At 66.0% G+C, this 25,316-nt stretch carries 28 protein-coding genes; 13 read left to right on the top strand and 15 right to left on the bottom strand.

The window, feature by feature from the left end:
- Nucleotides 1-139: 139 nt before the first annotated feature.
- The gene (gene mutS, locus FHS00_RS04475) at nucleotides 140-2,785 is read left to right on the top strand and encodes a DNA mismatch repair protein MutS (RefSeq protein WP_183470272.1); all 2,646 of its coding nucleotides are present in this window, start codon (nucleotides 140-142) and stop codon (nucleotides 2,783-2,785) included.
- Between the two features lie 89 nt (nucleotides 2,786-2,874).
- On the opposite strand, the gene FHS00_RS04470 is transcribed toward mutS, so the two are convergent.
- Both FHS00_RS04470 and hrcA read right to left on the bottom strand, forming a co-directional pair.
- Nucleotides 2,875-3,450, bottom strand: coding sequence for a nucleotide exchange factor GrpE (locus tag FHS00_RS04470; RefSeq protein WP_183470271.1), 576 nt, complete (start codon nucleotides 3,448-3,450; stop codon nucleotides 2,875-2,877).
- A 14-nt stretch (nucleotides 3,451-3,464) separates the two neighbouring features.
- Entirely contained in the window at nucleotides 3,465-4,529 is a 1,065-nt protein-coding gene (hrcA, locus tag FHS00_RS04465) for a heat-inducible transcriptional repressor HrcA (protein WP_183470270.1), read from the bottom strand.
- A 132-nt stretch (nucleotides 4,530-4,661) separates the two neighbouring features.
- On the opposite strand from hrcA, the gene rph reads away from it, so the two are divergent.
- Genes rph through hemW form a run of 3 tightly spaced genes read left to right on the top strand, consistent with a single transcriptional unit; the run spans nucleotide 4,662 to nucleotide 7,130 of the window.
- Nucleotides 4,662-5,369, top strand: coding sequence for a ribonuclease PH (gene rph, locus FHS00_RS04460; RefSeq protein WP_183470269.1), 708 nt, complete (start codon nucleotides 4,662-4,664; stop codon nucleotides 5,367-5,369).
- Complete coding sequence (gene rdgB, locus FHS00_RS04455) at nucleotides 5,366-5,977, top strand: RdgB/HAM1 family non-canonical purine NTP pyrophosphatase (protein ID WP_425486029.1); 612 nt, start codon at nucleotides 5,366-5,368, stop codon at nucleotides 5,975-5,977. The genes rph and rdgB overlap by 4 nt, the downstream gene beginning before the upstream one ends.
- A complete protein-coding gene (hemW, locus tag FHS00_RS04450) occupies nucleotides 5,967-7,130 on the top strand; it encodes a radical SAM family heme chaperone HemW (RefSeq protein ID WP_183470267.1) in 1,164 nt (387 codons plus the stop codon). The genes rdgB and hemW overlap by 11 nt, the downstream gene beginning before the upstream one ends.
- A 3-nt stretch (nucleotides 7,131-7,133) precedes the next feature.
- Here the strand turns inward: hemW and FHS00_RS04445 are convergent, their stop codons facing one another.
- The 7 genes from FHS00_RS04445 to hemJ form a co-directional block, all read right to left on the bottom strand.
- Nucleotides 7,134-8,015, bottom strand: coding sequence for a ParB/RepB/Spo0J family partition protein (locus FHS00_RS04445; protein ID WP_183470265.1), 882 nt, complete (start codon nucleotides 8,013-8,015; stop codon nucleotides 7,134-7,136).
- An 8-nt stretch (nucleotides 8,016-8,023) separates the two neighbouring features.
- Nucleotides 8,024-8,806, bottom strand: coding sequence for a ParA family protein (locus FHS00_RS04440; protein ID WP_183470263.1), 783 nt, complete (start codon nucleotides 8,804-8,806; stop codon nucleotides 8,024-8,026).
- On the bottom strand, nucleotides 8,799-9,422 hold the full coding sequence (gene rsmG / locus FHS00_RS04435) for a 16S rRNA (guanine(527)-N(7))-methyltransferase RsmG (RefSeq protein WP_183470261.1): 624 nt from the start codon (nucleotides 9,420-9,422) through the stop codon (nucleotides 8,799-8,801). The genes FHS00_RS04440 and rsmG overlap by 8 nt, the downstream gene beginning before the upstream one ends.
- Nucleotides 9,422-11,287: a tRNA uridine-5-carboxymethylaminomethyl(34) synthesis enzyme MnmG gene (gene mnmG, locus FHS00_RS04430; RefSeq protein WP_183470710.1), complete on the bottom strand. Its 1,866-nt coding sequence runs from the start codon at nucleotides 11,285-11,287 to the stop codon at nucleotides 9,422-9,424. The genes rsmG and mnmG overlap by 1 nt, the downstream gene beginning before the upstream one ends.
- A gap of 4 nt (nucleotides 11,288-11,291) precedes the next feature.
- Nucleotides 11,292-12,575: a tRNA uridine-5-carboxymethylaminomethyl(34) synthesis GTPase MnmE gene (gene mnmE / locus FHS00_RS04425; RefSeq protein WP_183470258.1), complete on the bottom strand. Its 1,284-nt coding sequence runs from the start codon at nucleotides 12,573-12,575 to the stop codon at nucleotides 11,292-11,294.
- Nucleotides 12,576-12,599: 24 nt separating this feature from the next.
- Nucleotides 12,600-13,874 (bottom strand): transcription termination factor Rho, encoded by a 1,275-nt coding sequence (gene rho, locus FHS00_RS04420; protein ID WP_183470256.1) that lies wholly within the window; start codon nucleotides 13,872-13,874, stop codon nucleotides 12,600-12,602.
- Between the two features lie 133 nt (nucleotides 13,875-14,007).
- Entirely contained in the window at nucleotides 14,008-14,457 is a 450-nt protein-coding gene (gene hemJ / locus FHS00_RS04415; RefSeq protein ID WP_183470254.1) for a protoporphyrinogen oxidase HemJ, read from the bottom strand.
- A gap of 418 nt (nucleotides 14,458-14,875) precedes the next feature.
- Here hemJ and FHS00_RS04410 point away from each other — a divergent pair, with 418 nt between their 5' ends.
- From FHS00_RS04410 to dnaQ, 4 genes are read left to right on the top strand one after another with little or no spacing between them, the layout of a single operon-like run.
- On the top strand, nucleotides 14,876-15,475 hold the full coding sequence (locus FHS00_RS04410; protein ID WP_183470252.1) for a Maf family protein: 600 nt from the start codon (nucleotides 14,876-14,878) through the stop codon (nucleotides 15,473-15,475).
- Complete coding sequence (locus FHS00_RS04405) at nucleotides 15,472-16,302, top strand: shikimate dehydrogenase (RefSeq protein WP_183470250.1); 831 nt, start codon at nucleotides 15,472-15,474, stop codon at nucleotides 16,300-16,302. Before FHS00_RS04410 ends, FHS00_RS04405 begins: the two co-directional genes overlap by 4 nt.
- On the top strand, nucleotides 16,299-16,892 hold the full coding sequence (coaE, locus tag FHS00_RS04400) for a dephospho-CoA kinase (RefSeq protein WP_183470248.1): 594 nt from the start codon (nucleotides 16,299-16,301) through the stop codon (nucleotides 16,890-16,892). The genes FHS00_RS04405 and coaE overlap by 4 nt, the downstream gene beginning before the upstream one ends.
- The gene (gene dnaQ, locus FHS00_RS04395; protein ID WP_183470246.1) at nucleotides 16,885-17,574 is read left to right on the top strand and encodes a DNA polymerase III subunit epsilon; all 690 of its coding nucleotides are present in this window, start codon (nucleotides 16,885-16,887) and stop codon (nucleotides 17,572-17,574) included. Before coaE ends, dnaQ begins: the two co-directional genes overlap by 8 nt.
- 4 nt (nucleotides 17,575-17,578) lie before the next feature.
- On the opposite strand, the gene secB is transcribed toward dnaQ, so the two are convergent.
- Both secB and FHS00_RS04385 read right to left on the bottom strand, forming a co-directional pair.
- Entirely contained in the window at nucleotides 17,579-18,118 is a 540-nt protein-coding gene (secB, locus tag FHS00_RS04390) for a protein-export chaperone SecB (protein WP_183470244.1), read from the bottom strand.
- A 53-nt stretch (nucleotides 18,119-18,171) separates the two neighbouring features.
- A complete protein-coding gene (locus FHS00_RS04385) occupies nucleotides 18,172-18,651 on the bottom strand; it encodes an FxsA family protein (protein WP_183470242.1) in 480 nt (159 codons plus the stop codon).
- Between the two features lie 143 nt (nucleotides 18,652-18,794).
- Between FHS00_RS04385 and FHS00_RS04380 the strand changes: the two genes are divergently transcribed.
- The 5 genes from FHS00_RS04380 (at nucleotide 18,795) to FHS00_RS04360 (ending at nucleotide 22,871) form a co-directional block, all read left to right on the top strand.
- The gene (locus FHS00_RS04380; RefSeq protein ID WP_183470240.1) at nucleotides 18,795-19,454 is read left to right on the top strand and encodes a Tim44/TimA family putative adaptor protein; all 660 of its coding nucleotides are present in this window, start codon (nucleotides 18,795-18,797) and stop codon (nucleotides 19,452-19,454) included.
- Complete coding sequence (gene mltA, locus FHS00_RS04375) at nucleotides 19,451-20,482, top strand: murein transglycosylase A (protein WP_183470238.1); 1,032 nt, start codon at nucleotides 19,451-19,453, stop codon at nucleotides 20,480-20,482. The genes FHS00_RS04380 and mltA overlap by 4 nt, the downstream gene beginning before the upstream one ends.
- Complete coding sequence (locus FHS00_RS04370; RefSeq protein WP_183470236.1) at nucleotides 20,482-21,081, top strand: Smr/MutS family protein; 600 nt, start codon at nucleotides 20,482-20,484, stop codon at nucleotides 21,079-21,081. The genes mltA and FHS00_RS04370 overlap by 1 nt, the downstream gene beginning before the upstream one ends.
- A gap of 66 nt (nucleotides 21,082-21,147) precedes the next feature.
- Entirely contained in the window at nucleotides 21,148-22,086 is a 939-nt protein-coding gene (locus tag FHS00_RS04365; protein WP_183470235.1) for a diacylglycerol/lipid kinase family protein, read from the top strand.
- Entirely contained in the window at nucleotides 22,083-22,871 is a 789-nt protein-coding gene (locus FHS00_RS04360) for a metallophosphoesterase family protein (RefSeq protein WP_221188707.1), read from the top strand. Before FHS00_RS04365 ends, FHS00_RS04360 begins: the two co-directional genes overlap by 4 nt.
- On the opposite strand, the gene hslU is transcribed toward FHS00_RS04360, so the two are convergent.
- From hslU to trxA, 4 genes are read right to left on the bottom strand one after another with little or no spacing between them, the layout of a single operon-like run.
- Nucleotides 22,868-24,166, bottom strand: a complete 1,299-nt coding sequence (gene hslU, locus FHS00_RS04355; protein ID WP_183470233.1) for an ATP-dependent protease ATPase subunit HslU — start codon at nucleotides 24,164-24,166, stop codon at nucleotides 22,868-22,870. The two genes, FHS00_RS04360 and hslU, sit on opposite strands and share 4 nt — an antisense overlap.
- A gap of 39 nt (nucleotides 24,167-24,205) precedes the next feature.
- The gene (gene hslV / locus FHS00_RS04350) at nucleotides 24,206-24,763 is read right to left on the bottom strand and encodes an ATP-dependent protease subunit HslV (RefSeq protein WP_183470231.1); all 558 of its coding nucleotides are present in this window, start codon (nucleotides 24,761-24,763) and stop codon (nucleotides 24,206-24,208) included.
- Nucleotides 24,760-24,942 carry a hypothetical protein gene (locus FHS00_RS04345; protein ID WP_183470229.1) on the bottom strand — a complete coding sequence of 61 codons (183 nt, stop codon included), beginning with the start codon at nucleotides 24,940-24,942 and terminating at the stop codon, nucleotides 24,760-24,762. Before FHS00_RS04345 ends, hslV begins: the two co-directional genes overlap by 4 nt.
- 10 nt (nucleotides 24,943-24,952) lie before the next feature.
- Nucleotides 24,953-25,273, bottom strand: coding sequence for a thioredoxin (gene trxA / locus FHS00_RS04340; protein WP_183470227.1), 321 nt, complete (start codon nucleotides 25,271-25,273; stop codon nucleotides 24,953-24,955).
- Nucleotides 25,274-25,316: the final 43 nt, after the last annotated feature.

Here is a 25,316-nt window from a genome sequence, read left to right as displayed (position 1 = left end):
TTCGTCCCTCCTGCCTTGGCCCAAGCCATAGCGGGATGCTGCGGCGCGGCGCAACGCCCCAGCGTCACCCCTCCAGGCAGGGTTTCGCGTCGGCCCGGTCAAAGATAGTCTCGCGCGGGTCGCATTCCGGGGGACAGGCATGAACATGCAGGCAGGCACCGTCACGCCGATGATGGCGCAGTATCTGGAGATCAAGGCGGCGCATGCGGACGCGCTGCTGTTCTACCGGATGGGCGATTTCTACGAGATGTTCTTCGACGACGCGGTCGCGGCGGCCGAGGCGCTCGACATCGCGCTGACCAAGCGCGGCAAGCATATGGGCGAGGACATCGCGATGTGCGGCGTGCCGGTCCATGCCGCCGAGAGCTACCTGCTGACGCTGATCCGCAAGGGCTTCCGCGTCGCCATCGCCGAGCAGCTCGAGGATCCGGCCGAGGCCAAGAAGCGCGGCTCGAAATCGGTAGTGAAACGCGACGTGGTGCGCCTCGTCACGCCGGGCACGCTCACCGAAGAGAGCCTTCTCGACGCGCGGCGGCACAACTTCCTCGCCGCCTTCGCCGATCTCAGGGGCGATTGCGCGCTGGCCTGGGTCGACATCTCCACCGGCGCGATCTCGGTTCTGGGCTGCGACCGGCTGGCGCTGGGCCCGGAACTGGCGCGGCTGACCCCACGCGAGCTCCTGGTCGAGGAGAGCGCGGAGAACGAGCTGTCGGAGATCACCTCGGGCTTCGATCTGGCGGTCACGCCGATCCATCGCGGCGCCTTCGATGTCGCTGGCGGCACGCGGCGGCTGACCGATCTGTGGCAGGTCGCCTCGCTCGACGCTTTCGGCGCCTTCTCGCGGGCCGAGATCGCGGCGATGGCGGCGCTGGTCGAGTATCTCGACCTGACCCAGAAGGGCCGCCTGCCCTTGCTGCGCCCGCCGAGCCAGGAAGCGCGGATGTCGGCGATGCGGATCGACGCGGCGACGCGCCGCTCGCTGGAGCTGACCCATGCGATGCATGGCGGGCGCGAGGGCTCGTTGCTGCACGCCATCGACCGCACCGTCACCGCCGGCGGCGCGCGGCTTCTGGAGCGGCGGGTCGCCTCGCCCTCCTGCAAGCTCGACACGATCCGCGACCGGCAGGCGGCGGTGGCGCATCTGGTCGAGGATGACGGTCTGCGGGGCGATCTGCGCGGGCTGCTGCGCGGCGCACATGACCTCGACCGGGCGCTGTCCCGGCTCGCGCTCGAGCGCGGCGGCCCGCGCGACATGGCGGCGATCCGCGCCACGCTCGACGTCGCATCGCGCATCGCCGCGCTGGCCGAAGGGCGGGTCCTGCCCCAGCCCCTCGCCGAGGCGATCGGGCAGCTGGACGGTCAGGAGAGTCTGCACGACATGCTCGACGCGGCGCTCGTGGCCGAGCCTCCGTTGCTGGCGCGCGATGGCGGCTTCGTGGCGGCGGGCTATGATGCCGAGCTCGACGAGGCGCGGCGGCTGCGCGACGAGGGGCGTGGCGTGATCGCCAGGATGCAGGCGGACTATGCCGCCGAAACCGGTATCCAGAGCCTGAAGATCAAGCACAACAACGTGCTGGGCTACTTCATCGAGACCACCGCCACCCATGCCGCGAAGATGCTGGCGCCGCCGCTCTCGGAGCGGTTCATCCACCGCCAGACCACGGCGAACCAAGTGCGCTTCACCACCGTGGAACTCAATGAGATCGAAACCCGGATCCTAAATGCCGGCGGTCAGGCGCTGGAGCTGGAAAAGCGGGTCTATTCGCGGTTGAGAGAGACCATTTTGGCCGCTTCGGGCCCGCTCGGGCAGCTGGCACGGGCGCTGTCGGAGATCGATTTCGCCGCCGGTCTGGCGGATCTGGCCCGCGGCGCCGACTGGTGCCGCCCGCGGCTCGACGACAGCCGTGCGTTTCACGTGGAATCGGGGCGTCACCCAGTGGTGGAGCAAGCTCTGCGCAAAGCGGGTGAAAGCTTCGTGGGCAATGACTGCGACTTGGGCGACGCGCCGCTGTGGCTGCTGACCGGCCCGAACATGGCGGGTAAGTCGACCTTCCTGCGGCAGAACGCCCTGATCGCGGTGCTGGCGCAGATCGGCAGCTTCGTGCCGGCGGCTTCGGCGCATATCGGCATCGTCAGTCAGGTGTTCAGCCGCGTCGGGGCCTCCGACGATCTGGCGCGCGGGCGTTCGACCTTCATGGTCGAGATGGTCGAAACGGCGGCGATCCTGAACCAGGCCGACGACCGAGCGCTGGTGATCCTCGACGAGATCGGGCGCGGCACCGCGACTTATGACGGGCTGTCGATCGCCTGGGCGGTGCTGGAGCATCTGCAGGGGATCAACCGCTGCCGCGGCATCTTCGCGACCCATTACCACGAGATGACGCAGCTGGCCGAACGGCTCGAAGGTGTGGCGACGGGGACCATGGCGGTCCGCGAATGGCGCGGCGAGGTGATCTTCCTGCACGAGGTACGGCACGGCACCGCCGATCGCAGCTACGGCGTGCAGGTGGCGCGGCTGGCGGGCCTGCCGGCCTCGGTGGTGGAGCGGGCACGGGTCGTGCTCGCGGCGCTGGACAGCGGCGAAGCCGGGTCCGGGGCCAAGCCGAAGGCGCTGATCGACGACCTGCCGCTGTTTGCGGCCGCAGCACCTGCGGCGGCAGCAACGCCCTCCTCGGCGGTCGAGGAACGACTAAGGACGCTGCGCCCGGACGACCTGTCGCCGCGTGAGGCACTCGATCTGGTTTATGAGCTGCGCGGGCTGTTGCCGCAGGAACCGGGCCACTGAGCCAGCCGAACTGTTGACATGAAAAAGGCGCGGCCCCGGTGGCCGCGCCTTTCCGTTTCGAATTGGATGGAGGTCCGGATCGGTCGGCCTCAGCCTTCCTTCATCGAGGACACACCGACCTGCGCCGGGCGCAGCAGGCGGTCGTGCAGCATGAAGCCCTGCGCCGCGACCTGGATGATCTCGCCCGCCTTGGTGCCGGGCACCGGCGCTTCGAACATCGCCTGGTGCATCTGCGGGTCGAACTTGTCGCCGACCTTCGGGTCGATCGGGTGGATGCCGTGCTTCTTGAAGACGCTCAGAAGCTCACGCATTGTCAGCTCGATTCCCTCGATCAGCGCCTTTTGCGCCTCGCGCTGGTCCTCGGCGATCGCGTCGAGCGCGCGGCGCAGGTTGTCATGCACCGGGAGAAGATCGCGAGCCAGCTTGGAGCCGCCGTAATTCTCGGCCTCGCGGCGGTCGCGTTCGGCCCGCTTGCGCGTGTTCTCGGCATCGGCCAGCGCCCGGATGAACCGATCGCGAATCTCGTCGCGTTCGCGCTTGAGAATCTCGAGGTCGTCCGAGCCCTCGGCGGCCTCGGCGCTGGTCTTCTCGGAAGGCGCTTCGCCGTTCTCGTCGACCTCTGCGGCCAGCTCGTCGAGGCTGCGCGGTTCGTCCTGTTCTGCCATGTGCTTCTTTCCCTTCAGGAGCGGTCGGAGACGAGACGCCCGACCAGCTGTGCTGTGTAGTCCACGATGGGCACGATGCGCCCGTAATTGAGCCGCGTGGGCCCGATCACCCCCACCGCGCCGATGATCTTACGGTCGGCGTTCATATAAGGAGAAACGACCAGAGAGGAACCCGAAAGTGAGAAAAGCTTGTTCTCGGAGCCGATGAATATCCGCACCCCGTCGCCCTCCTCGGCGAGGTCGAGGAACTGCGCGATGTCGCGCTTGCGCTCGAGATCGTCGAACAGGGACCGGATGCGTTCGAGATCGGCCTCGGCGGCGTCCCCTCCCAGCAGATTGCCCCGGCCGCGTACGATCAACCGCTCGCCCTGCTCGCCCGGGTCGACCCAGGTCGCGAGGCCGGATTCGACGAGGTCGGCTGCCAGCCGGTCGATCTCCTGCCGTCGGGCGGCGATCTCGCGCGAGATCACGCCGGCCAGTTCGCGCAGCGTGTGACCGCCGGCGATCGCGTTGAGGAAGTTCGCCGCCTCGCGCATCGAGGACGGGGTCTGCCCGGCCGGCGGGGTGAAGATGCGGTTCTCGACATGGCCGTCGGCAAAGACCAGCACCACCAGCGCCCGTTCGGGCGAGAGCGAGACGAACTCCACATGCCGGATCGGCGCCTCGTGCTTGGGCGTCAGCACCAGCGAAGCGCCATGGGTCAGACCGGAAAGCGCGTGCCCGACGCGGTCGAGCAGCGTCGCCACGTCGCCGTCGGCCTCGGCCATCGACTGATCGATGCGACGGCGGTCCTCGCCGTCGAGATCGCCAACCTCGAGCAGGCCGTCGACGAACATCCTCAGCCCGCTCTGGGTCGGGATTCGGCCGGCGCTGACATGGGGGCTGCCGAGCAGGCCCATATGCTCGAGATCCTGCATCGTGTTGCGGATCGTCGCGGCCGAGACCTTCTCGCTCATGTGACGAGTCAGCGTCCGAGAACCGACGGGGGCGCCGGTTTCGAGATACCCTTCCACCACGCGGCGAAACACCTCGCGGGAACGGTCGTTCATGTCTTCGATACGTGGCGATCTGTCTGACATCGCGGTCGCTGTCCTCGGCGAAAGGCAGGGCACATTAGCGGGGGGTCCACCAGGAGGTCAATGCGGGGCCCGGCCTTGGATTTGAGGGCATAGAGGCGTATGCGCAAGCCCGACACAGCAAAGGATGACAACATGCGCCCCTCCGGCCGGACCCCCGACGCGCTGCGCCCGATCGAGATCGAGACGGGTTTCAACCGCCATGCCGAAGGCTCCTGCCTGATCCGCATGGGTGACACCCATGTGATCTGCACCGCCACGGTCGAGGAGCGGGTGCCGCCCTTCCGGCGCAACTCCGGCCAGGGCTGGGTGACGGCGGAATACGGCATGCTGCCGCGCGCCACCAACAGCCGGATGCGCCGCGAGGCCAAGGACAAGCAGTCCGGACGCACGCAGGAGATCCAGCGGCTGATCGGCCGTTCGCTGCGTGCCGGTGTCGATTTCCACGCCTTGGGCGAGCGTCAGATCACCATCGACTGCGACGTGATCCAGGCCGATGGCGGCACGCGCTGCGCCTCGATCACCGGCGGCTGGGTGGCGATGAAGCTGGCAATCCAGAAACTGATGAAGGCAGGACTGGTCAAGACCGACCCGCTGGGCGCCCCTGTCTCGGCGGTGAGCTGCGGTCTCTATGCCGGTCAGCCCGTGCTCGACCTCGACTATCCCGAGGACAGCGAGGCTGGCGTAGATGGCAACTTCGTGATGATGGGCGATCAGATGATCGAAGTGCAGATGTCCGCGGAGGGGTCGACCTTCTCTCGCGCGCAGATGACGCAGTTGATCGAACTGGCGGAGCTGGGCTGCGCGGCACTGGCGCGGGCGCAGCTGGAGGCCACGAGCTGATGCGGCGCTTTACCGAGACCTATCTGGTGATCGCCACGCACAACGCGGGCAAGCTCGAGGAATTCCGGGCCCTGCTGACGCCCTATGGCGTGACGGTGACGGGCAATGGCGATCACGGCCTGCCGGAGCCTGAAGAAACGGAGGACACCTTCGTCGGCAACGCGCGGATCAAGGCGCGGGCCGCCGTGGCGGCGACGGGTCTGCCCGCGTTGGCGGATGACAGCGGGCTCGAGGTCCACGACCTCGACGGTCGCCCCGGCGTGCATACGGCGGACTGGGCCGAGACCGGATCGGGCCGCGATTTCGATATCGCCATGGAGCGCGTGCAGCGCGAGTTGCAGGAGTCCGGCAAGCCGGCCCCGCATGGCGCTCGGTTCCGCTGCACCCTCGTCCTTGCATGGCCGGACGGGCATGAAGAGGTGTTCGACGGTCATGTAGAAGGCCATCTGGTCTGGCCGATGCGCGGCAAGAAAGGCCATGGCTATGACCCGATCTTCGTCCCCGAAGGACACGAGCAGACCTTTGCGGAGATGGATCCCGAAACCAAGAACGGCCTGAGCCATCGCGCCCGCGCCGTCGAGAAACTACGGCTCTGTCTTGGACGATAGTGTCGAAAACTGGCAGCGTGGAGGCTTCGGCCTCTACCTGCATTGGCCGTTTTGCCAGGCCAAGTGCCCCTATTGCGATTTCAACAGCCATGTAGCCGCACGGATCGATCAGGATCGCTGGGGCGAGGCCTTCCTGCGTGAGATCGACCGACTGGCGGAAGAGACCGGCGATCGCATTCTCGGTTCGATCTTTTTCGGGGGCGGCACGCCGAGCCTGATGGAGCCGAAGATCGTCGCGGCCATTCTCGACCGTATCGGTCGGCGCTGGCGCCTGCGTAACGATATCGAGGTGACGCTTGAGGCGAACCCGACCTCGATCGAGGCCGACCGCTTTGCCGGCTACCGGGCCGCGGGGGTGAACCGGGTCTCGATGGGGATGCAGGCACTCAACGATGGCGATCTGAAGCGGCTGGGTCGATTGCACGACGTGGCCGAGGGGCTCCGCGCCTTCGATGTGGCGCGTGCGGCGTTCGACCGGGTGAGCTTCGATCTGATCTATGCACGTCAGGATCAGACCCCGCAGCAATGGGAGCAGGAGCTGCGCCGCGCGATGGAGCTCTGTGCGGACCACCTGTCACTCTACCAACTCACGGTCGAAGACGGCACCGCCTTTGGGGATCGGCTGGCACGCGGTGGTTTGCGTGGGCTTCCGGACGAAGATCGTGCTGCCGAGATGTACGAGATTACGCAGGCGATCACCGCCGAGGCCGGTCTTCCGGCCTATGAGGTTTCCAACCATGCGGTCCCGGGTGCCGAAAGCCGGCACAACCTCGTCTATTGGCGGTCCGGAGATTGGGCGGGCATCGGTCCCGGCGCGCATGGGCGGCTCGGGTCGGCTGACCACAGATGGGCGACCGAGGCCCCGAAGGCGCCCGGCGCCTGGCTCGCCGAGGTCGAGAGTGGCAAGCCCGGTGAACTGCCGCGCGAGGCGCTGAATTCTGTCGAGGCGTTCGAGGAACGGGTGATGATGGGATTGCGGCTGGCGGAGGGGATCGCCCTGCCCTTCCACCTTGCCCCTGACCCGGGCGAGTTCGAACGCCGGGTGGTCGAGATGGAGCGTCTCGGCTTTCTCGAGCGGAGCGACGACCGGCTGATCGCTACGGCGACCGGTCGTCCGATTTTGAATGCAGTGCTGCGCGAACTTCTCGCCTGAGCTTCAGTTGCCGGACAACAACCGCAGCAAATCGTCGAGCTGTTCGAGATCGCGGTAGCGCAGGGTCACGCGACCGCTTTCGCCCTGTGCGTCATGATCGATGCTCACGGGCATCTTGAGCGTCGCGGAAAGCTCGCTTTCGATCTGCAACGTGTCCGCATCCTTGCCGGATTTACGCGGCGCCTTGGCATTCGGCGTCTTGCCGGGCTTGCGCACCAGCGCCTCGGCGTCGCGAACCGACATGCCCTTGAGCATGATCTGCCGCGCAAGGCTCGACGCTTGCTCATTGCCGACGAGAGTGCGGGCGTGCCCGGCGGTGAGTTGACCGGCGGTCAGCATTTCCTGCACGTCTTCGGGCAGCGACAGGAGCCGCATCAGGTTCGCGATATGGCTGCGGCTCTTGCCGAGAGCGCTCGCCAGCTGCTCCTGGGTGTGGCCGAAACGATCCATCAGCTGCTTGTAGCCGGCCGCCTCGTCAATCGCGTTCAGATCGGCGCGCTGGATGTTCTCGATGATCGCGACTTCGAGGACTTCGGTGTCGCTATATTCGCGGATGAGCACGGGCAGCTCGTGCAGCTTTGCGATCTGCGAGGCGCGCCAACGGCGTTCACCAGCGACGATTTCGAAATGCCCTTCTCGGGAAGGGTCGCGGCGCACGATCAAGGGCTGGATGACACCCTTCTCGCGGATCGACGCTGCAAGCTCTTCGAGTGCCGTGTCGTCGAAATGGCGTCGGGGCTGATCCGGATTGGGACGGATCTTTTCGATCGGAACCATCATGTCTGGGCGCCTCGCCTGCTCTGCCGTCGTTTGATCCTGGCTGACATCGGCCATGAGAGCGGACAAGCCACGTCCCAGACCGCGAGATTTCTGCTTTTCCGCCATGGGCACCCTCATTTCTCTCGCTCGATAACTTCGTCGGCCAGATCCAGATAGGCCCGGGCCCCGGCACAGGTCGGATCGTATTCGATCACCGGCATGGCATGCGAGGGGGCTTCGCTGAGGCGGACGTTGCGCGGGATCACCGTCTTGAACACCAGTTCGCCCAGCGTCTGGCGCGCATCGGCCTCGACCTGCTGGGAGAGATTGTTGCGACGGTCATACATGGTCAGGACGATCCCCTCGATGCGGAGATCGCCATTGGCGGAGCCGCGCACTTCCCGAAGGGTCAGCATCAACTGCGACAGGCCTTCGAGCGCGAAGAACTCGCTCTGCAGTGGCACCAGAAGCGATCCGGCCGCGACCATGGCGTTGATGGTCAACAGGTTGAGCGCGGGCGGACAATCGATCAGGAGGTAGTCGTAATCCCCCCTGTCTGCGAGCAGCTCTTCGAGTCGGCGCTTGAGGACGCGGCTGCGGCCGTTCGTCGACATGAGCTCGACATCCGCCGAGCTGAGATCGGTCGTCGCAGGAATGATGTCCAGGCCTTCGACGCCGGTGAGATGGATACCCTCGCTCGCCGGATCCGAGCCGATCAAGAGGTCATAGGTCGAAGAGCGGCGCTGTCCGGATGCGAGGCCGAGTCCGGTCGAGGCGTTGCCCTGCGGATCCATGTCCACCAGCAGGACCCTTTTGCCCTTGCTTGCAAGGGCAGCGCCGAGATTGATCGCCGTCGTGGTCTTGCCCACCCCGCCCTTCTGATTGGCGAGAGCGATGATGCGGCAGGTCTCAGACATGGGAGAGGTTGCTCACGACTAGGATACGCGCGTTTGGATCGGTCGCACTGCTATGCGTCTCGACGTCGAAATTCCAGCTTTGTCGTGCCGCTTCGATCTCTTCGGCATGGGATTGTCCCTTCGGGAACACGCAGAGGCCCCCCGCGGTCAGGTGGCGCGAGGAGAGGTCGAGGAGGTTGTCCAGCGATGCAAGAGCCCGGGCGCTGACCCTTTCCGCCTTCAAGGGCGAGGTGTTTTCGATGCGCTGGTCGTGAACTTGGGCATTGAGTTTCAGTTCTCGAATGGCCGTACGCAGGAACGCAGCCTTCCGGGCGTCGCTTTCCACCAGGTGAAAGCGTGTGACCGGGGATTTCTCGAGGCCACAGATCGCCAAAACGATGCCGGGAAAGCCGCCGCCCGACCCCAGATCAGCCCAAGTTTCGATTTCTGTGTTCAGAAAGACAGAAAGTTGCAGAGAGTCAGCAACATGGCGAGTTTCGAGCTCGTCTAGGTCTCGCCGGGACACCAAGTTAATCTTGGGAGACCACTTTCGAACGAGCTCGCAATAGGTGCGCAGACGGTCAGCTGTTTCACGTGAAACATGCGATCCGTCTACGACCCATTCGGCAGCAGACATCAGGCTGCGATCCGGCGGCTGGTATTAATAAGAAGCAGCAGGCCAGCGGCTGTCATGCCCTCAATGCGTGCTGCCTCCCCAACCGAAGCCGGACGGTGCCGCTCGAGTTTGAATCGGAGTTCCGACGACAGGCCGGGGATCGTGCCGTAGTCGAGATCATGAGGGAGGCGGCGTGATTCGTCTTTCGCGATTGTCTGCGCATCTCGCTCCTGACGATCAAGATATGCGCTATAGATTGCCTCGCGCTTAATCTGCTCCCCGACCCGAGGATCGATTTCCTGAAGAGAAGGATCAAGTTCCGCCAAAACCGAGAAGTCGACTTCCGGGAGAGAAAGAGCTTCGAGTCCAGTCTTGGCAGGTCTTTCAGGATTGAGGTTCGCCCCCACTCCGATCAGAGCCGAAACCGGGTATTTAGACTGCGAAAGCATGATCCGGCCCGCCTCGAGGCGCTCCATCTTCTCGCTGAATGCCTGCCAGCGTTCGTCACCGACACAGCCAATTTCGCGGCCCTGCGATGTCAAGCGCTGGTCGGCGTTGTCCGCGCGAAGCGACAGGCGAAATTCGGCGCGAGAGGTGAACATGCGGTAAGGCTCGGTCACCCCCCGCGTAATCAGGTCGTCGACCATTACACCGATGTAGGAGGTCGAACGGCTGAATTCCGGCGCCTCGAAACCGAGAGCGGCAGCAGCCGCGGCGCGACCAGCGACGCAGCCTTGAGCAGCCGCCTCTTCGTATCCGGTCGTGCCATTGATCTGGCCCGCCAGATAAAGTCCAGGCACATCACGCAGTTCGAGATTACGGGTCAATGCGCGCGGATCGACGTAGTCGTATTCGATCGCATAGCCCGGCTGCTCGATCCTGACTTGCTTGAGGCCCTTCATTGACCGGATGAAGTCGTTCTGAACCTCGACCGGTAGCGAGGTCGAGATACCGTTGGGATAGACCGTGTCCGTGGTCAGCCCTTCGGGCTCCAAGAAGACCTGGTGGCTCTCCTTGTCGGCGAAACGAACCACCTTGTCCTCGATCGATGGACAGTATCGCGGGCCAGTACCGCTGATATTTCCGCTATACATGGCCGACCGCGAGAGGTTCTCGCGAATGATATCATGCGCCTGAGCATTGGTATGTGTGATGCCACACGCGATCTGCCGCGCTTCGGGCGCGGTGTTCAGGAACGACAACATGACCGGATCTTCGTCGCCTGGCTGGCTTTCGAGTCGTTCCCAGTCGATCGTCTTGCCATCGAGCCGGGCCGGCGTACCGGTTTTGAGACGCCCCATGGTCAGGCCGAAGGAGTCCATCCGATCCGCCAGACGGGTCGACGCATTATCTCCCATCCGGCCGCCGGGTCGGGTTTCCCCGCCGAAGTGCAGTACGCCGCGGAGGAAAGTGCCGGTGGTCAAGATAACACTGTGGGCAGAAAGCTTCTGACCCTCGCCCAGGATGACCCCGGTGATCCGGCCGCCTTCCTCGATGAGGTCGGCCACTTCGCCTTCGACGAGGTCAAGATCGTTGACGGATCGGAGCTCGGCCTGCATCCGATCACGGAAGATCACGCGGTCTGCTTGAAGGCGCGGGCCTTGGACGGCAGGACCCTTGCGCCGATTAAGCAGGCGGAACTGGATACCAGCGGCGTCGGCGACCCGGCCCATCAAACCATCGAGGGCGTCGACCTCGCGAACGAGGTGGCCCTTGCCGAGGCCGCCGATGGCCGGGTTGCAGGACATCGCGCCGATGGTGGAGAGCTTCATGGTCACGAGCGCAACTTTCGCGCCCATGCGGGCGGCGATCGCCGCGGCTTCTACACCGGCGTGCCCGCCGCCGACGACGATGACATCATAGTGGTCATGTTTCACGTGAAACAGCCCTTCATTTCCCGATACAGAAGCTCGAAAAGATCTCGCCCAAGATGTGTTCCACATCGACCCGACCGACGAGGCTGTCAAGGGCACGCACCGCCAGACGCAGTTCCTCAGCGGCAAGATCATGCGCAATCCCGCCAGAGGGAAGGAGTTCACGGCAGCGCGCAATATGGGCCAAACCCTCGCGCAAAGCAACGCGATGACGCTCCCGAATGGCGACCCCTGCCGACGCGCTACGCGCCTCCAGACGATCCGCAAGCTCATCGAGCAAATCCGGAACGCCCTGCCCCGTCAGACCGGAAATGCCGCGGGGATCGGCGTCATGGAGATCCGAGCGCGCGACCCGCACCAGATCGTCAGGTCCGGCCAGCGCAGTATCGAAATCCTCCGGACTGACGAGATGCAGCCGGATATCCGCAGCCGCGGCGCGTTCGCGAGCCCGCCCGATGCCGATAGCTTCCACTTGATCCACGGATTCGCGAAGACCGGCGGTGTCGAGCAACGTCACCGGCAGGCCGCGCAGATCCATGCGCACCTCGATCACGTCGCGCGTAGTCCCAGGCACATCCGAGATAATCGCGGCGTCGCGACCGGCCAAGTGATTGAGAAGTGTCGATTTTCCCATGTTGGGCGCGCCGATGATGGCTACTTCGAAGCCATCGCGGATACGCTCCGCCGCGGCAACGCCGTCCATCTCACGCCGCATTGCGTCAGCGCTACGATCGAGAAGCATCTCGACCTCAGGCGTGACGTCGACCGGCACATCTTCGTCAGCGAAGTCGATCACCGCCTCGAGCAGCGCCATCGCGCGGAGAAGATCGCGTTTCCAAACCTCGGCGCGCTGGCCCAAAGCACCCGACATGGTCCGCATGGCTTGGCGGCGTTGAGCCTCGGTCTCGGCATCGATGAGATCGGCCAGCCCCTCGACCTGCGACAGGTCCAAGCGGCCGTTCTCCAGCGCGCGGCGGGTGAACTCCCCCGCCTCGGCTGGCCGCAGGTCCGGCAGATCGCCCAGCCGATCCAGAACCGCAGAGATCACCGCCCTGCTGCCATGCAGATGCAGCTCCACCACCGCTTCGCCGGTAAAGCTGCGCCGCTCGTCGAAAGTCAGGACGAGCGCTTCGTCGAGAAGATCACCTTGCGCATCGCGCAGACGACGCAACCCGCGCCCATGCCGGGGAAGCTCGCCCGCCATCGCCTCGCCCGCCGCATGCGCGGCGGGGCCCGAAATCCGGATGATAGCCACGCCGGCGCGCCCGCGCGCCGTCGCCAAGGCATAGATCGTTTCCACGATCCCCTCCCCGCTTGCAACGCGTCAGGTGTTCATCGAGTCGAAGAAGTCCGAGTTGGTCTTGGTCTGCTTGAGCTTGGAGATCAGGAACTCGATCGCATCCGTGGTGCCCATCGGGTTAAGGATGCGGCGCAGCACGTAGGTCTTCTGCAGATCGGTCTTCTCGACCAGCAGATCCTCCTTGCGGGTGCCGGACTTGAGGATGTCCATCGCCGGGAAGACGCGCTTGTCCGCGACCTTGCGGTCGAGCACGATCTCCGAGTTGCCGGTGCCCTTGAATTCTTCGAAGATCACCTCGTCCATGCGCGAACCGGTGTCGATCAGCGCGGTGGCGATGATGGTGAGCGAGCCACCCTCCTCGATGTTGCGCGCCGCGCCGAAGAACCGCTTGGGGCGCTGCAGCGCGTTGGCGTCGACACCGCCGGTCAGGACCTTGCCCGAGCTCGGCACCGTGGTGTTGAAGGCCCGGCCCAGACGGGTGATCGAGTCGAGCAGGATGACCACGTCGCGCTTGTGCTCGACGAGACGCTTGGCCTTTTCGATCACCATCTCCGACACCGCGACGTGACGCGAAGCGGGCTCGTCGAAGGTCGAGGAGACGACCTCACCCTTCACCGAGCGCTGCATGTCGGTGACTTCCTCGGGCCGCTCGTCGATCAGCAGCACGATGAGATAGCACTCGGGATGGTTCTTCTCGATCGAGTGGGCGATGTTCTGCAGCAGAACCGTCTTACCGGTGCGCGGCGGCGCCACGATGAGCGAACGCTGGCCTTTGCCGATCGGCGCGACGAGATCGATGATCCGCGCCGAGCGATCCTTGGTCGCGGCCTCTTCCTCGACTTCCATCTTCAGCCGCTCATCGGGATAGAGCGGGGTCAGGTTGTCGAAGGCGACCTTGTGACGGGCGCGCTCGGGATCCTCGAAGTTGATCTTTTCGACGCTGACCAGCGCGAAGTAGCGCTCGTTTTCGTTCGGCTCCTGGATCACGCCCTCGACCGTGTCACCGGTGCGCAGCGAGAACTGGCGGATCATGTCCGGCGAGACGTAGATGTCGTCCGGACCCGGAAGATAGTTCGCCTCGGGGCTGCGCAGGAAGCCGAAGCCGTCCTGCAGCACCTCGAGCACGCCATCGCCACCGATGACCCAGTCCTCCTCGGCACGCTCCTTGAGGATGGCGAACATCATGTCGCCCTTGCGCATCGTCGAGGCGTTCTCGATCTCCAGCTCTTCGGCCAGCGAGAGAAGATCCTTCGGGCTCTGCGCCTTGAGATCGGCGAGGTTCAGGCGGTCCTGGGACATGGGAAACGGTCCTGTGGCAGCCCGCGGGCCGCTCTTGTCGGTCGTGAAAATGGAATCGCTTCGCCCGGACGGGCAAGCGGGAGAAGTCTTAGGCGTGGATAAGTCGTACGTCAACGCCAGGCGTGCCGGTGCCTCAGAACGGGCGGACCACCACCGCCACCACGATCACCAAGAGCAGGAGCGTCGGCACCTCGTTGGCGATGCGATATTGCTTGCCGCTACGGCTGTTGGTGCCGGCGGCGAACTCCTTGCGCCGCTTCGACAGCCAGCCATGCATCCCGGTCATCGCCAGCACGGCCGCCGCCTTAATCCAGGGCCAGGGCTGGGACCAGTCGACCACGCCAAACGAGATCAGCAGCAACCCGAAGATCCAGGTCGAGATCATCGCCGGCGTCATGATCAGCTTCAGCAGCTTCAGCTCCATGACCTTGAAGGTCTCATCGAGCTCCGAGCCCTTCTGCGCCCGCTCCGCGTGATACACGAAGAGCCGCGGCAGATAGAACATCCCGGCCATCCACGCCACGAAGGACAGGATGTGTCCCGTCTTTATCCACGGATAGGCGTTGGCGACGAAGTCGGTCATCTCGATCCCTTTCTCGGACCGGCTCCTTCTCAAATGAATAAGGATAAAAGAAAAGATGAAGAGGGTAGTAGGGCCGTGGATAAGCGCTCGTTGACGGCCTATCCTCAGAGTCGTCCACAGGCTGAAGGTCGATCCGAAGCGGTTGGAACGACTCGGCTACATCGGTTAAGTGGCTGAAATTAATATATATTAATTTTCAGCTTGTCATATCTTCCGCCCGAGTCGCGCTCTTGACTCGGTCATTTGCCCACAACGATCCCCAGCGACGGGCTTGTCCTCGTCCCCCGTGGATAAGTCGCTGAGTCGCACCGGCGACTCACCCCGCTTGTCCCGAGTCGCGGGAGGCGTCACAACTCTCCACCGAGTCGCCCTCATGATTCGATCCCGATTCCTCCCTCGAGTCGTCCACAGGCCCGCCATGACCCCGAACCTCGTTCTCGCCTCCGGATCCGAGATCCGCGCCACCCTCCTCAGGAACGCGGCGATCCCGTTCGATGTCGAGAAACCGCGTATCGACGAGGCTGCGCTCAAGGCCGCGCTTCTGGCCGAGGAGGCACCGCCGCGCGATCTCGCAGACAAGCTGGCAGAGATGAAAGCCCTCAAGGTGTCGCATCGTCGACCGGGCCAGTTGGTGCTGGGCTGCGACCAGGTGCTGGCGCTGGGAGGCGAGGTCTTTTCCAAACCCGAGACCCCGGAAGAAGCGCTCGACCAGCTCACCCGGCTCTCCGGCCGCACCCACCAGCTGCTCTCCGCCGCGGTGGTCTGTCGCGATGGCGAGCCGATCTGGCGCTATGTCGGCGTGGTCCGCCTCGACATGGCCAAGCTGTCCGAGGACTGGCTGCGGGGTTACGTCGATCGCAACTGGGATTCGATCCGTCATTCGGTCGGCGGCTACAAGCTCGAGGAGGAGGGCGTCCGGCTCTTCGTGCGGGTAATGGGTGACTATTTCACCGTGCTCGGCCTGCCCTTGGTCGAGCTGATCAACTGGCTGGTGCTGAGAGGGGATCTCGAGAGATGAGCACGCATCGCATTCCGCTGGCGGGCGTCATCGGCGCCCCGATCTCCCATTCCCGATCGCCGCGCCTCTTTGCGCATTGGCTGTCCGAGATGGGGATCGAGGGGCATTACGCGCCGCTGCACGTGGAACCCGCCGATTTCGAGCAGGTGATCCGCACCCTGCCCCGGATGGGTTTCCGCGGTGCCAACGTCACCCTGCCGCACAAGGAGGCCGCGCTGGCCATCGCCGATCGCGTCAGCGACCGCGCCCGGCGGATCGGGGCGGCCAACACGCTGACTTTCGGCGAGGACGGGATTCACGCGGACAACACCGATGGCCATGGCTTCGTCGCGAATTTGCGGCAGGGCGCGCCCGACTGGCAACCCGAGGCCGGTCCGGCGGTGGTGCTGGGGGCCGGCGGCGCGGCGCGGGCCGTGTTGGACTCGCTGATCGAGGCAGGTGTGCCGACGATCCGGCTCGCCAACCGCACCCGGGCCCGGGCCGAGACGCTGGCCGCGACCTTCGGCCCGAAGATCGAGGTGATCGATTGGGATCGCGCGAACGAGGCCTTCGACGGTGCAGCCACCGCGGTCAACACCACTTCGCTGGGCATGAAGGGGGCCGATCCCTTCGATCTCGACCTCTCCGCCCTGCCCGCTTCGGCGCTGGTCACCGATATCGTCTACGTGCCGCTCGACACGCCGATGCTCATCGCCGCGCGGGCGCGCGGCTGCCGCACGGTCGACGGGCTCGGCATGCTGCTGCATCAGGCGGTGCCGGGTTTCGAGCGCTGGTTCGGCGCGACGCCCCAAGTGACGGAGGCCACCCGCGCGGCGGTCCTGGCATGAGCTTCCGGCTCGGTCTCACCGGGTCGATCGGCATGGGCAAATCGACCACCGCCGCCATGTTCGCCGATGAGGGCCTGCCGGTCTGGGATGCCGATGCCGCCGTGCACCGGCTCTATGGGCCGGGCGGCGCGGCGGTGGCACCGATGGCGGCGCTCTTTCCCGAGGCCATCGTCGATGGTGCGGTGTCGCGCGACGCGCTCAAGCAGATCATCGCTGCCGATCCGGGCGCGCTGTCGCGGATCGAGACGGTCGTGCATCCGTTGGTGCGCGCCGATCGCGAGGATTTCGCCGCACGGCAGGCCTCCGACATCGTCGTCTTCGACATCCCGCTCCTTTACGAGACCGGCGGCGAAACGGAGATGGATGCGGTGGCGGTGGTCAGCGCCCCGGCCAAGGTTCAGGCCGCGCGGGTGCTCGCCCGTCCGGGCATGACCCACGATCAGCTCGACGCGATCCTCGCGCGGCAGATGCCCGACATGGAAAAGCGCGCCTGCGCCGATTACGTGATCGAGACCGTGACGCTCGACGCCGCCCGTGCCGCCGTGCGACAGGTGATCGACCGGATCAGGAAGGGAATGCGCGATGCGTGAGATCGTTCTCGACACCGAGACTACCGGCTTCGAGCCGGCCGAAGGCGACCGCATCGTCGAGATCGGCGCGGTCGAGCTGCTCAATCACATGCCGACGGGCCGCACCTACCACCAGTACATCAATCCAGAACGCTCGATGCCGCAGGCGGCCTTCGAGGTGCACGGGCTGGGTGATGATTTCCTGCGCGACAAGCCGAAATTCGCGGAGATCGCCCGCGATTTCGTGGAGTTCATCGGCGATGCGCGGCTGGTGATCCACAACGCCGCCTTCGACATGAAATTCCTCAATGCCGAGTTGGGCTGGGTGAACTTTCCCAAGATCCCGATGGAGCGGGCGCTCGACACGCTGGCGATCGCGCGCAAGCGCTTTCCCGGCTCGCCAGCCTCGCTGGACGCGCTGTGCCGCCGCTTCGGCATCGACAACTCGTCGCGCACGCTGCACGGCGCGCTTCTCGACAGCGAAATCCTTGCCGAGGTCTATCTGGAACTGATCGGCGGCCGGCAGCCCGACTTCGCGCTCGACGTGGCCCAAGGCCGTGCGGGTGGCGATGCGGCGGGGGATTGGCGGCCGCGGCCGCGTCCCGTGCCGCTGCCGTCGCGGCTTACCGAAGAGGAAGCCGCCGCCCATGCCGAGTTCATCGGTCGTCTGGGCGACGGCGCGCTCTGGTCGAAATTCGGCTGAGCGATCAGGCGGTGCCGCTCGGCCCCTGCTCGGCCGAGGCGGCCTGCTGCGCCTGGGCGCGACGCTGGAGCTCGTTGCGATAGAGCTGCAGGAAGTCGATCTGCTCGAGGTTCAGCGGCGGGAAGCCCCCGTCGCGGGTCACGTCGGAGACGATCCGACGCAGATAGGGGAAGGTGATGCGCGGGCACTCGATCAGCAGGTAGGGGTGCAGCTGCTCGTCCGGCACGCCGGAGATCTGGAACACACCGGCATATTCGATCTCGAACAGGAAGAGCGGGTTGCCCGACTCCTTGGCCTTCGAGGTGATGTTGAGCTTGGTGATGACCTCGTACTGGCCCTCGGCGCCGCGCTTGCGGGCGTCGAGATTGACCTGCACCGAGACCTCGGGCTGCAGGTCGCCGGTCAGGCCCTTCTGCGCCAGCGCGTTCTCGAAGGACATGTCGCGGATGTATTGCGCGACGACGCGCTGCGTCACCTTGGGTTGCTGCTGCGCGGCTTGGCCATTGGCCTCGGGAGTCGAGGGGGCGTCGGGCGTGTCGGTCATGGCTGTCCTCCGATGTCAGTTGGACAGATGTCTAACAGCCGCCGCGCCCCCCCTCAATGCCGGGTCCAGCCGGAGGGGTGGGTGGGACGACGGCTTTCGTCGAGCTCGTGGAAATCACCGTCGATCACGGTATCGCGCGGTGCGGTCGGGTCGGGGCGGTGCGGCGCGCCGGTCTGGAACTGCGTGACCTTCACCTTGTCCTTCAGAAGCCGGAACACCCGGCTACGCACCGCCGGCACCAGCAGCGCGAAGCCGCAGGCATCGGTGAAGAAGCCGGGCGTCAGCAGCAGCGCGCCGGCGAACAGGATCATCGCCCCGTCGGCCAGCGGCCGGGACGGGTCGGAGAAGTCGTTGATCGAGCGTTTCAATCGCGCGATCGCCTGCATGCCCTGCCCGCGCACCAGCGCGGTGCCCGCGATCGCGGTCAGCACGACGATCAGCAATGTCGGCCACAGGCCGATCAGCCCTCCGACCTGGATGAACAGGCCGATTTCGATCAGCGGCACGGCGAGGAAGGCGATGAAGAGCCACATGGGCGGTCTCCCGGAACTCGATTGGCGTCCGCCCGCTCCCGCGACGTTCTGGGCCGGGTGGGTCGGTGGACTTGAACTGTTGCGTGGCTTACATAGGTGCCACACGGGGCCGGTGCGAGGCCCGTGCTGACAAGAGGCGCCGCATGAACTCTCCCATCATCCAGCTTCTGGTGCTCGCAGGCATCGCGATCTTCCTGATCCTGCGTCTGCGCGGCGTGCTGGGAACGCGAGAAGGGTTCGAGAAGCCGACCTTGCCCGCGCAGACCGACAAGCGCCGTCCGCGCCCGGAATTCGAAGTGATCGAAGGCGGTCCCGACCGCGACATCACCGATCACGTTCCCGAGGGCAGCGATGCCGCCCGGGCGCTGCACGCGATGAAGGCGGCGGATCCGGACTTCGGCCTCAACGACTTCCTGCAGGGGGCCCGCGCCGCCTACGAGATGATCCTGATGGCCTTCGAGAACGGCGATCTCGAAAGCGTGCGGCCCTTCCTGTCGCAGGAGGTCCACGACGCCTTCGCCGAGGTGATCGCGACGCGCGAGCGCGAGGGGCTGAAGGTCGAGGCGACCTTTGTCGGCCTGTCCGAGATCGCGGTGCGCGACGCCATCTTCGACACCGCCACCCGTGAGGGCGAAATCGCGGTGCGCTTCACCGGCGAGCTGACCTATGTGGTGCGCAACACCGCCGGCGAGGTGGTCGAGGGTTCGACCACCGAGATCAAGCGCCAGCGCGATGTCTGGACCTTCGGCCGGGTGATGGGCAGCGACGATCCCAACTGGAAGCTGGTGGCGACCGGGGAATGACCCGTCTCGCCGCGGCACTGGCGCTGGCTTTGGGCCTGCCGCTGAGTGCGGCGGCCTCGCCCAAGCTGCTGAGCTTCGACCAGCTCCGGGGCTGGAAGGCCGACGATCACCGCGCCGCGCTCGAGACCTTTCTCGAAACCTGCCGTGACCTGCGTGACCGCGACTGGCAGGCGCTGTGCGGGCTGGCCCGTGAGACCGAGGATGCGCGCGGCTTTTTCGAGCTGTTCTTCCTGCCGGTGCTGGTCGAAGACGGGCGCGAGGCGCTGTTCACCGGCTATTACGAGCCGGAACTGCGCGGCTCCGAAGTGCCCGATGGCCGTTACGTGGCGCCGGTCTACCGCGTCCCCGACGAACTGCCGCCCGAGGGGCCGTGGTTGACCCGGCAGGAGATCGAGGAAGGCGGCGCGCTCAGGGGGCGCGGGCTCGAGATCGCCTATGTCGATCCGATCGAGCTGTTCTTCCTGCAGATCCAAGGTTCGGGTCGGGTCCGGCTGCCCAGCGGCAAGGTGATCCGGCTGGGCTTCGGGGCGGCCAATCGTCAGCCCTATTCCTCGATCGGTCAGGAGCTGGTGTCGCGCGGCGTCTACGAGCCCCACCAGGTTTCGGCCGACGTGATCCGGTCCTGGGTGCGCCGCAACCCGGTTGACGGCAAGAAGCTGATGTGGACCAACCGATCCTACGTCTTCTTTCGCGAGGTGAACGAGGTCCCGGCCGAGCGCGGTCCGCTGGGCGCGATGAACCGCTCGATCACGCCGCTCAGGACGATCGCGGTCGATCCGGCTTTCGTGCCGCTGGGCGCACCGGTCTGGATCGAGACCGAGGGCGAGGACGAGTTCCGCCGCCTGATGGTGGCGCAGGACACCGGCTCGGCGATCAAGGGGGCACAGCGCGCCGACATCTTCTTCGGCACCGGTCGGCTGGCCGGGAAACGCGCGGGCCGAACCCGCGACACCGGGCGGATGGTGATGCTGCTGCCGATCCAGCGTGCCCTCGACATGATGCCGCAGACCCTGGCCGACCCGGCCTGATGTCTCGAAAGCCGCGCCATCTGTCGCCCGAGGAACGGGCCCTGTGGGATAGCGTCGCCCGCCAGGCCGCGCCGATGCACAAGCGGCGCAAACCCCCCGCCGCGCCGCCCGAGCCCAAGGCACCGCCGAAGACACCCGACCCCGCGCCGCGCTACGATCCCCTGCCCCGGTTCCGCGTCGGCCAGATGGCCGATCCCAGGCGCCCGGATGACGTCCTTCCGGGGCTGGGCGAGAGGCTGCGTGCGGCGCCGGTGGCGATGGACGCCAAGGCGCATGGCCGGATGAAGCGCGGCAAGCTGCATCCCGAGGGGCGGCTCGACCTGCATGGCATGACCCTCTCGGAGGCCCATCCCGAGCTGATCGCCTTCATCCTGTCGAGCCAGGCGATGGGACGGCGGCTGGTGCTGGTAATCACCGGCAAGGGGCGCGCGCGCGATTACGAGGCGCCGATGCCGGCGCGGCACGGGGTGCTGCGCCATCAGGTGCCGCAATGGCTCAACCTGCCGCCGTTGCGGCAGGCTGTGCTGCAGATCGCCCCGGCCCATATCAGGCATGGCGGCGAGGGCGCCTACTACGTCTATCTGCGCAAACCACGCTGACGCGTTCCACGCGAAACCGAACCGAAGCCCAAGCGTTTGTCCGGGAAGCCTTTCAGGAGCCCCCGGATGTCCGAACCCATCATCGCCCGACCCGTCCCGGACCGGGCCGGCATCCGCGTGATCTGTAATGATCGCTCGGGGCGCAACAGCCGGGAAGCCGAAGCCATCGAGCAGGCGATGCGCGTGCTTGGCCCCGATGCCGAGCTGCGCCACGTCAAGGGGCGCGACATCGACACCGCCGCCCGGCAGGCCGTGCGCGACGGCTGCGACGTGGTCGTCGCGGCGGGGGGCGACGGCACCATCATGGCGGTGGCCTCGGCGCTCAACGGCTCGGGCTGCGCGCTGGGTGTGCTGCCGCTCGGCACCTTCAACTTCTTCGCCCGCGGCTATGGCATCCCCGAGGATCCCGAAGCGGCGGCGCAGGTGATCGCCGCCGGGCATCGCCGCCCGATCGATCTGGGCGCGGTCAACGGCCGGCTGTTTCTCAACAACGCCAGCATTGGGGTCTATCCGGCGATCCTCAAGGAGCGCGAGACCGTCTATCGCCGCTGGGGTCGCCGCCGCATCGCCGCGCATTGGTCGGTGCTCAAGACGTTCTGGCGCTTCCGCCGGCCGCTCAAGGTCGAGATCGAGGTAGATGGCGAGCGGCGCAAGTTCCGCACGCCACTGGTCTTTGCCGCGCGGTCGGCCTTCCAGCTCGAACATTTCGGTCTGCAGGGCGTCGACTGCATCCGCAATGGCGGCTTTTCGATCTTCGTGGCGCCCGATGAGGGGCGGATGGGCCTGTTGTCGGACGCGGTGCGGCTCGCGGTGCGGCAGATGCGGTTGGGCGAGGATTTCGAGCTGATCTGCGCCGATCGGCTGACGATCCACGTGAAACGCCAGCGCCAGCTCGTCGCCTGCGACGGCGAGAAATTCGTGATGGAGGCGCCGCTGGAGTTCGAGATGATCCGCGGCGCCTTCGAGGTGATCGTCCCCGAGACCGCGAACGAGACCGCCGCATGAGGCGAGTGTTGCATATCTCCGACCTGCATTTCGGGCGCACCCGCGAGGACCTGCTGGAGCCGTTGATCGAAACGATCAACCGGCTCGCTCCCGATATCGTGGCGTTTTCCGGCGATCTCACCCAGCGCGCCCGTGAGAGCCAGTTCGTCCAGGCCGCCGAATTCGTCTCACGGCTGGAAATGCCGGTGCTGATCGTGCCGGGAAATCACGACACGCCGATCGACAATCCCTGGCTGCGCTTCATCAAGCCGTTCCATCGGTACCGCACGCTGATCTCCGAAGATCTCGAGCCGGAATACATCGACGACGAGGTGGCACTGGTGGGCGTCAACACGGTCAACCGCTTTGCCTGGCAATCGGGCAAGATCAGCAATCGCACGATCCGCAGGGTCTGCGACGCCTTCGCAGGCGCCCCGGACGGGCGGACGCATCTGGCGATGATGCACCATCCGCTCGAACACGATCCGGGCGTCGAGAAGCGGCTGATGCGGGGCGCCCGCGCCGCCGTGGCCTGTCTCGGCCGCTGCGGCGCCGACGTGGTGCTGTCGGGGCATCTGCACAACGCCGCGGTGGCACCGCTGACCGCGGCGCCGGGTGTGTTGCTGGTGCAGGCAGGGACCGGGCTGTCATCGCGGCTGCGCGAGGAGACAAACAACTTCAACCTGCTCTACATCGAGCCGGAGCGGATCAAGGTGGAGCGATACGGGGCCTGCGAGAGGCCCCGCTTCGAAATCATACAGACCGCACGCTTCGCCAAGGCGAAGGGGGTCTGGCGCGAGGTCTAGAGCACGTAGCGCGACAGGTCGGTCGAGCGCGACAGCTCGCCCAGATGCGCCTCGACGAAGGCCTCGTCGACGCTGATCGTCTCGCCGGCACGATCGGGCGCGGTGAAGCTCAGCTCCTCGAACACCCGCTCGAGCACCGTGTAGAGCCTGCGCGCGCCGATATTCTCGACCGAACGGTTCACCTCGGCCGCGATCCGCGCCAGCGCCGCGATGCCCTCTGGCGTGAATTCGACCGTCACCTCCTCGGTGCCCATCAGCGCCGCGTATTGGCGGGTCAGGGCGTTATCGGTCTCGGTCAGGATGCGGACGAAATCCTCCTCGGTCAGCGCGCGCAACTCGACCCGGATCGGCAGCCGGCCCTGAAGCTCGGGCAGCAGGTCCGAGGGCTTGGCCACGTGGAACGCGCCGCTCGCGATGAACAGGATGTGGTCGGTGCGGATCGGGCCGTGCTTGGTCGAAACGGTGGTTCCCTCGATCAGCGGCAGCAGGTCGCGCTGCACGCCCTCGCGGCTGACATCGGCGCCGCGCGCATCGGCCTTGGCGCAGACCTTGTCGATTTCGTCGAGGAACACGATGCCGTTCTGCTCGACATTCTCGACCGCGGCCTTGGTCACGGTCTCGTCGTCGAGCAGCTTGTCGGCCTCGTCGGCGATCAGCAGCTCGTAGCTCTCGGCCACGGTGACGCGCTTCTTGACCTTGCGGCCGCCCATCGCCTTGCCGAACAGGTCGCCCAGATTCATCATCCCGCCGGGCTGTCCAGGGATGTCGAGACCCTGCATCGGGTTCGAGCTATCGGTCACCTCGATCTCGATCATCGTGCCGTCGAGCTCGCCCGACTTCAGCTTGCGGCGGAACATTTCGCGGGTCTGGTCGCGGGCGTCGGTGCCGGCGATGGCCGAAATCACGCGGTTCTCCGCGGCTTCATGCGCCTTGGCCTTCACGTCCTCGCGCATCTGCTCGCGGGTCTGGAAGATCGCGACATCGACGAGATCGCGGATGATCTGCTCCACGTCGCGGCCGACATAGCCGACTTCGGTGAACTTCGTGGCCTCGACCTTGAGGAAGGGCGCGCGCGCCAGCTTGGCGAGGCGGCGCGAGATCTCGGTCTTGCCGACGCCGGTGGGGCCGATCATCAGGATGTTCTTGGGATACACCTCGTCGCGCAGGTCGGCGCCGAGCTGCTTGCGCCGCCAGCGCGAACGCAGGGCGACGGCGACGGCGCGCTTGGCCTCCTTCTGGCCGATGATGAAGCGGTCGAGCTCGGAGACGATCTCGCGGGGGGTCAGGTCGGTCATCGGACTGTCCTTGTCTGGGGAAACGGAAAACGCGAGGCCTCAGGCCTCGAGCGTCTCCACGGTCAGCTTGCCATTGGTGTAGACACAGATATCGGAGGCGATCGCCATGGCGCGCCGCGCGATGGCCTCGGCATCTATATCGGTGTCCATGAGCGCGCGTCCGGCGGCGAGGGCGAAGTTGCCGCCCGAGCCGATCGCGGTGACGTCATGCTCGGGTTCGAGCACGTCGCCGGCGCCGGTGATGACCAGAAGGTCCTTGCCGTCGGAGACGATCAGCATCGCCTCGAGCTTCTGCAGGTACTTGTCGGTGCGCCAGTCCTTGGCGAGCTCGACGCTGGCGCGTGCCAGCTGGCCCGGCGTCGCCTCGAGTTTCTTCTCGAGCCGCTCCAGCAGGGTGAAGGCGTCGGCGGTCGATCCGGCGAAGCCCGCGATGACCTCGTAGCCGCCGGGGGAGAGCCTGCGCACCTTGCGCGCGGTGCCCTTGATCACGGTCTGGCCGAGGCTCACCTGGCCGTCGCCCGCGATCACCACCTTGCCGCCCTTGCGCACGCCGATGATCGTGGTGCCGTGCCAGCCGGGGAAGTCGTCGCTCATCATGCCTCCTGTCGGGCGCGGGGCTGCCCGCGCACCATGCGTATTTTTCGAATGGTGAAGGAGGGACCTCCTTCGCCGTCCGGGCCGATATGGGGGCCGTGGCCGGGAAGGGCAAGTTTGGCCCCGATCAGAGCCTGATCAGACACGAAAAAGGCGCCCGAAGGCGCCTTGATCGTCGTCATGTCCGGTGGATCAGAGCGACTCGTCGATCCAGCCCTTGAGCGCGGCCTTGGGGGCGGCGCCGGCACGGTTCGAGACGATCTCGCCATCCTTGAACAGGAACAGCGCCGGGATGCCGCGCACGCCGAGCTGGGCAGGCGAGTTCGGGTTCTCGTCGACGTTGACCTTCACGATCTTCACGCGGCCCTGATACTCGTCCGACAGCTCCTCGAGAGCCGGGCCGATGGTCTTGCAGGGGCCGCACCACTCGGCCCAGAAATCCACCACGACGGGGATGTCGGACTGGCGCACTTCGGTGTCGAAATTCGCGTCATTGACTGCAACGGTGGCCATCGGGGCTCTCCTTGGTCTGGGCTTGGGTCAGTCAGGTAAGGAT

Source organism: Limimaricola variabilis, from assembly GCF_014195545.1.
Classification (GTDB): domain Bacteria; phylum Pseudomonadota; class Alphaproteobacteria; order Rhodobacterales; family Rhodobacteraceae; genus Limimaricola; species Limimaricola variabilis.
Note: the sequence above shows the minus strand (reverse complement) of the source record. Positions and strands in the feature narration are given on the sequence as shown.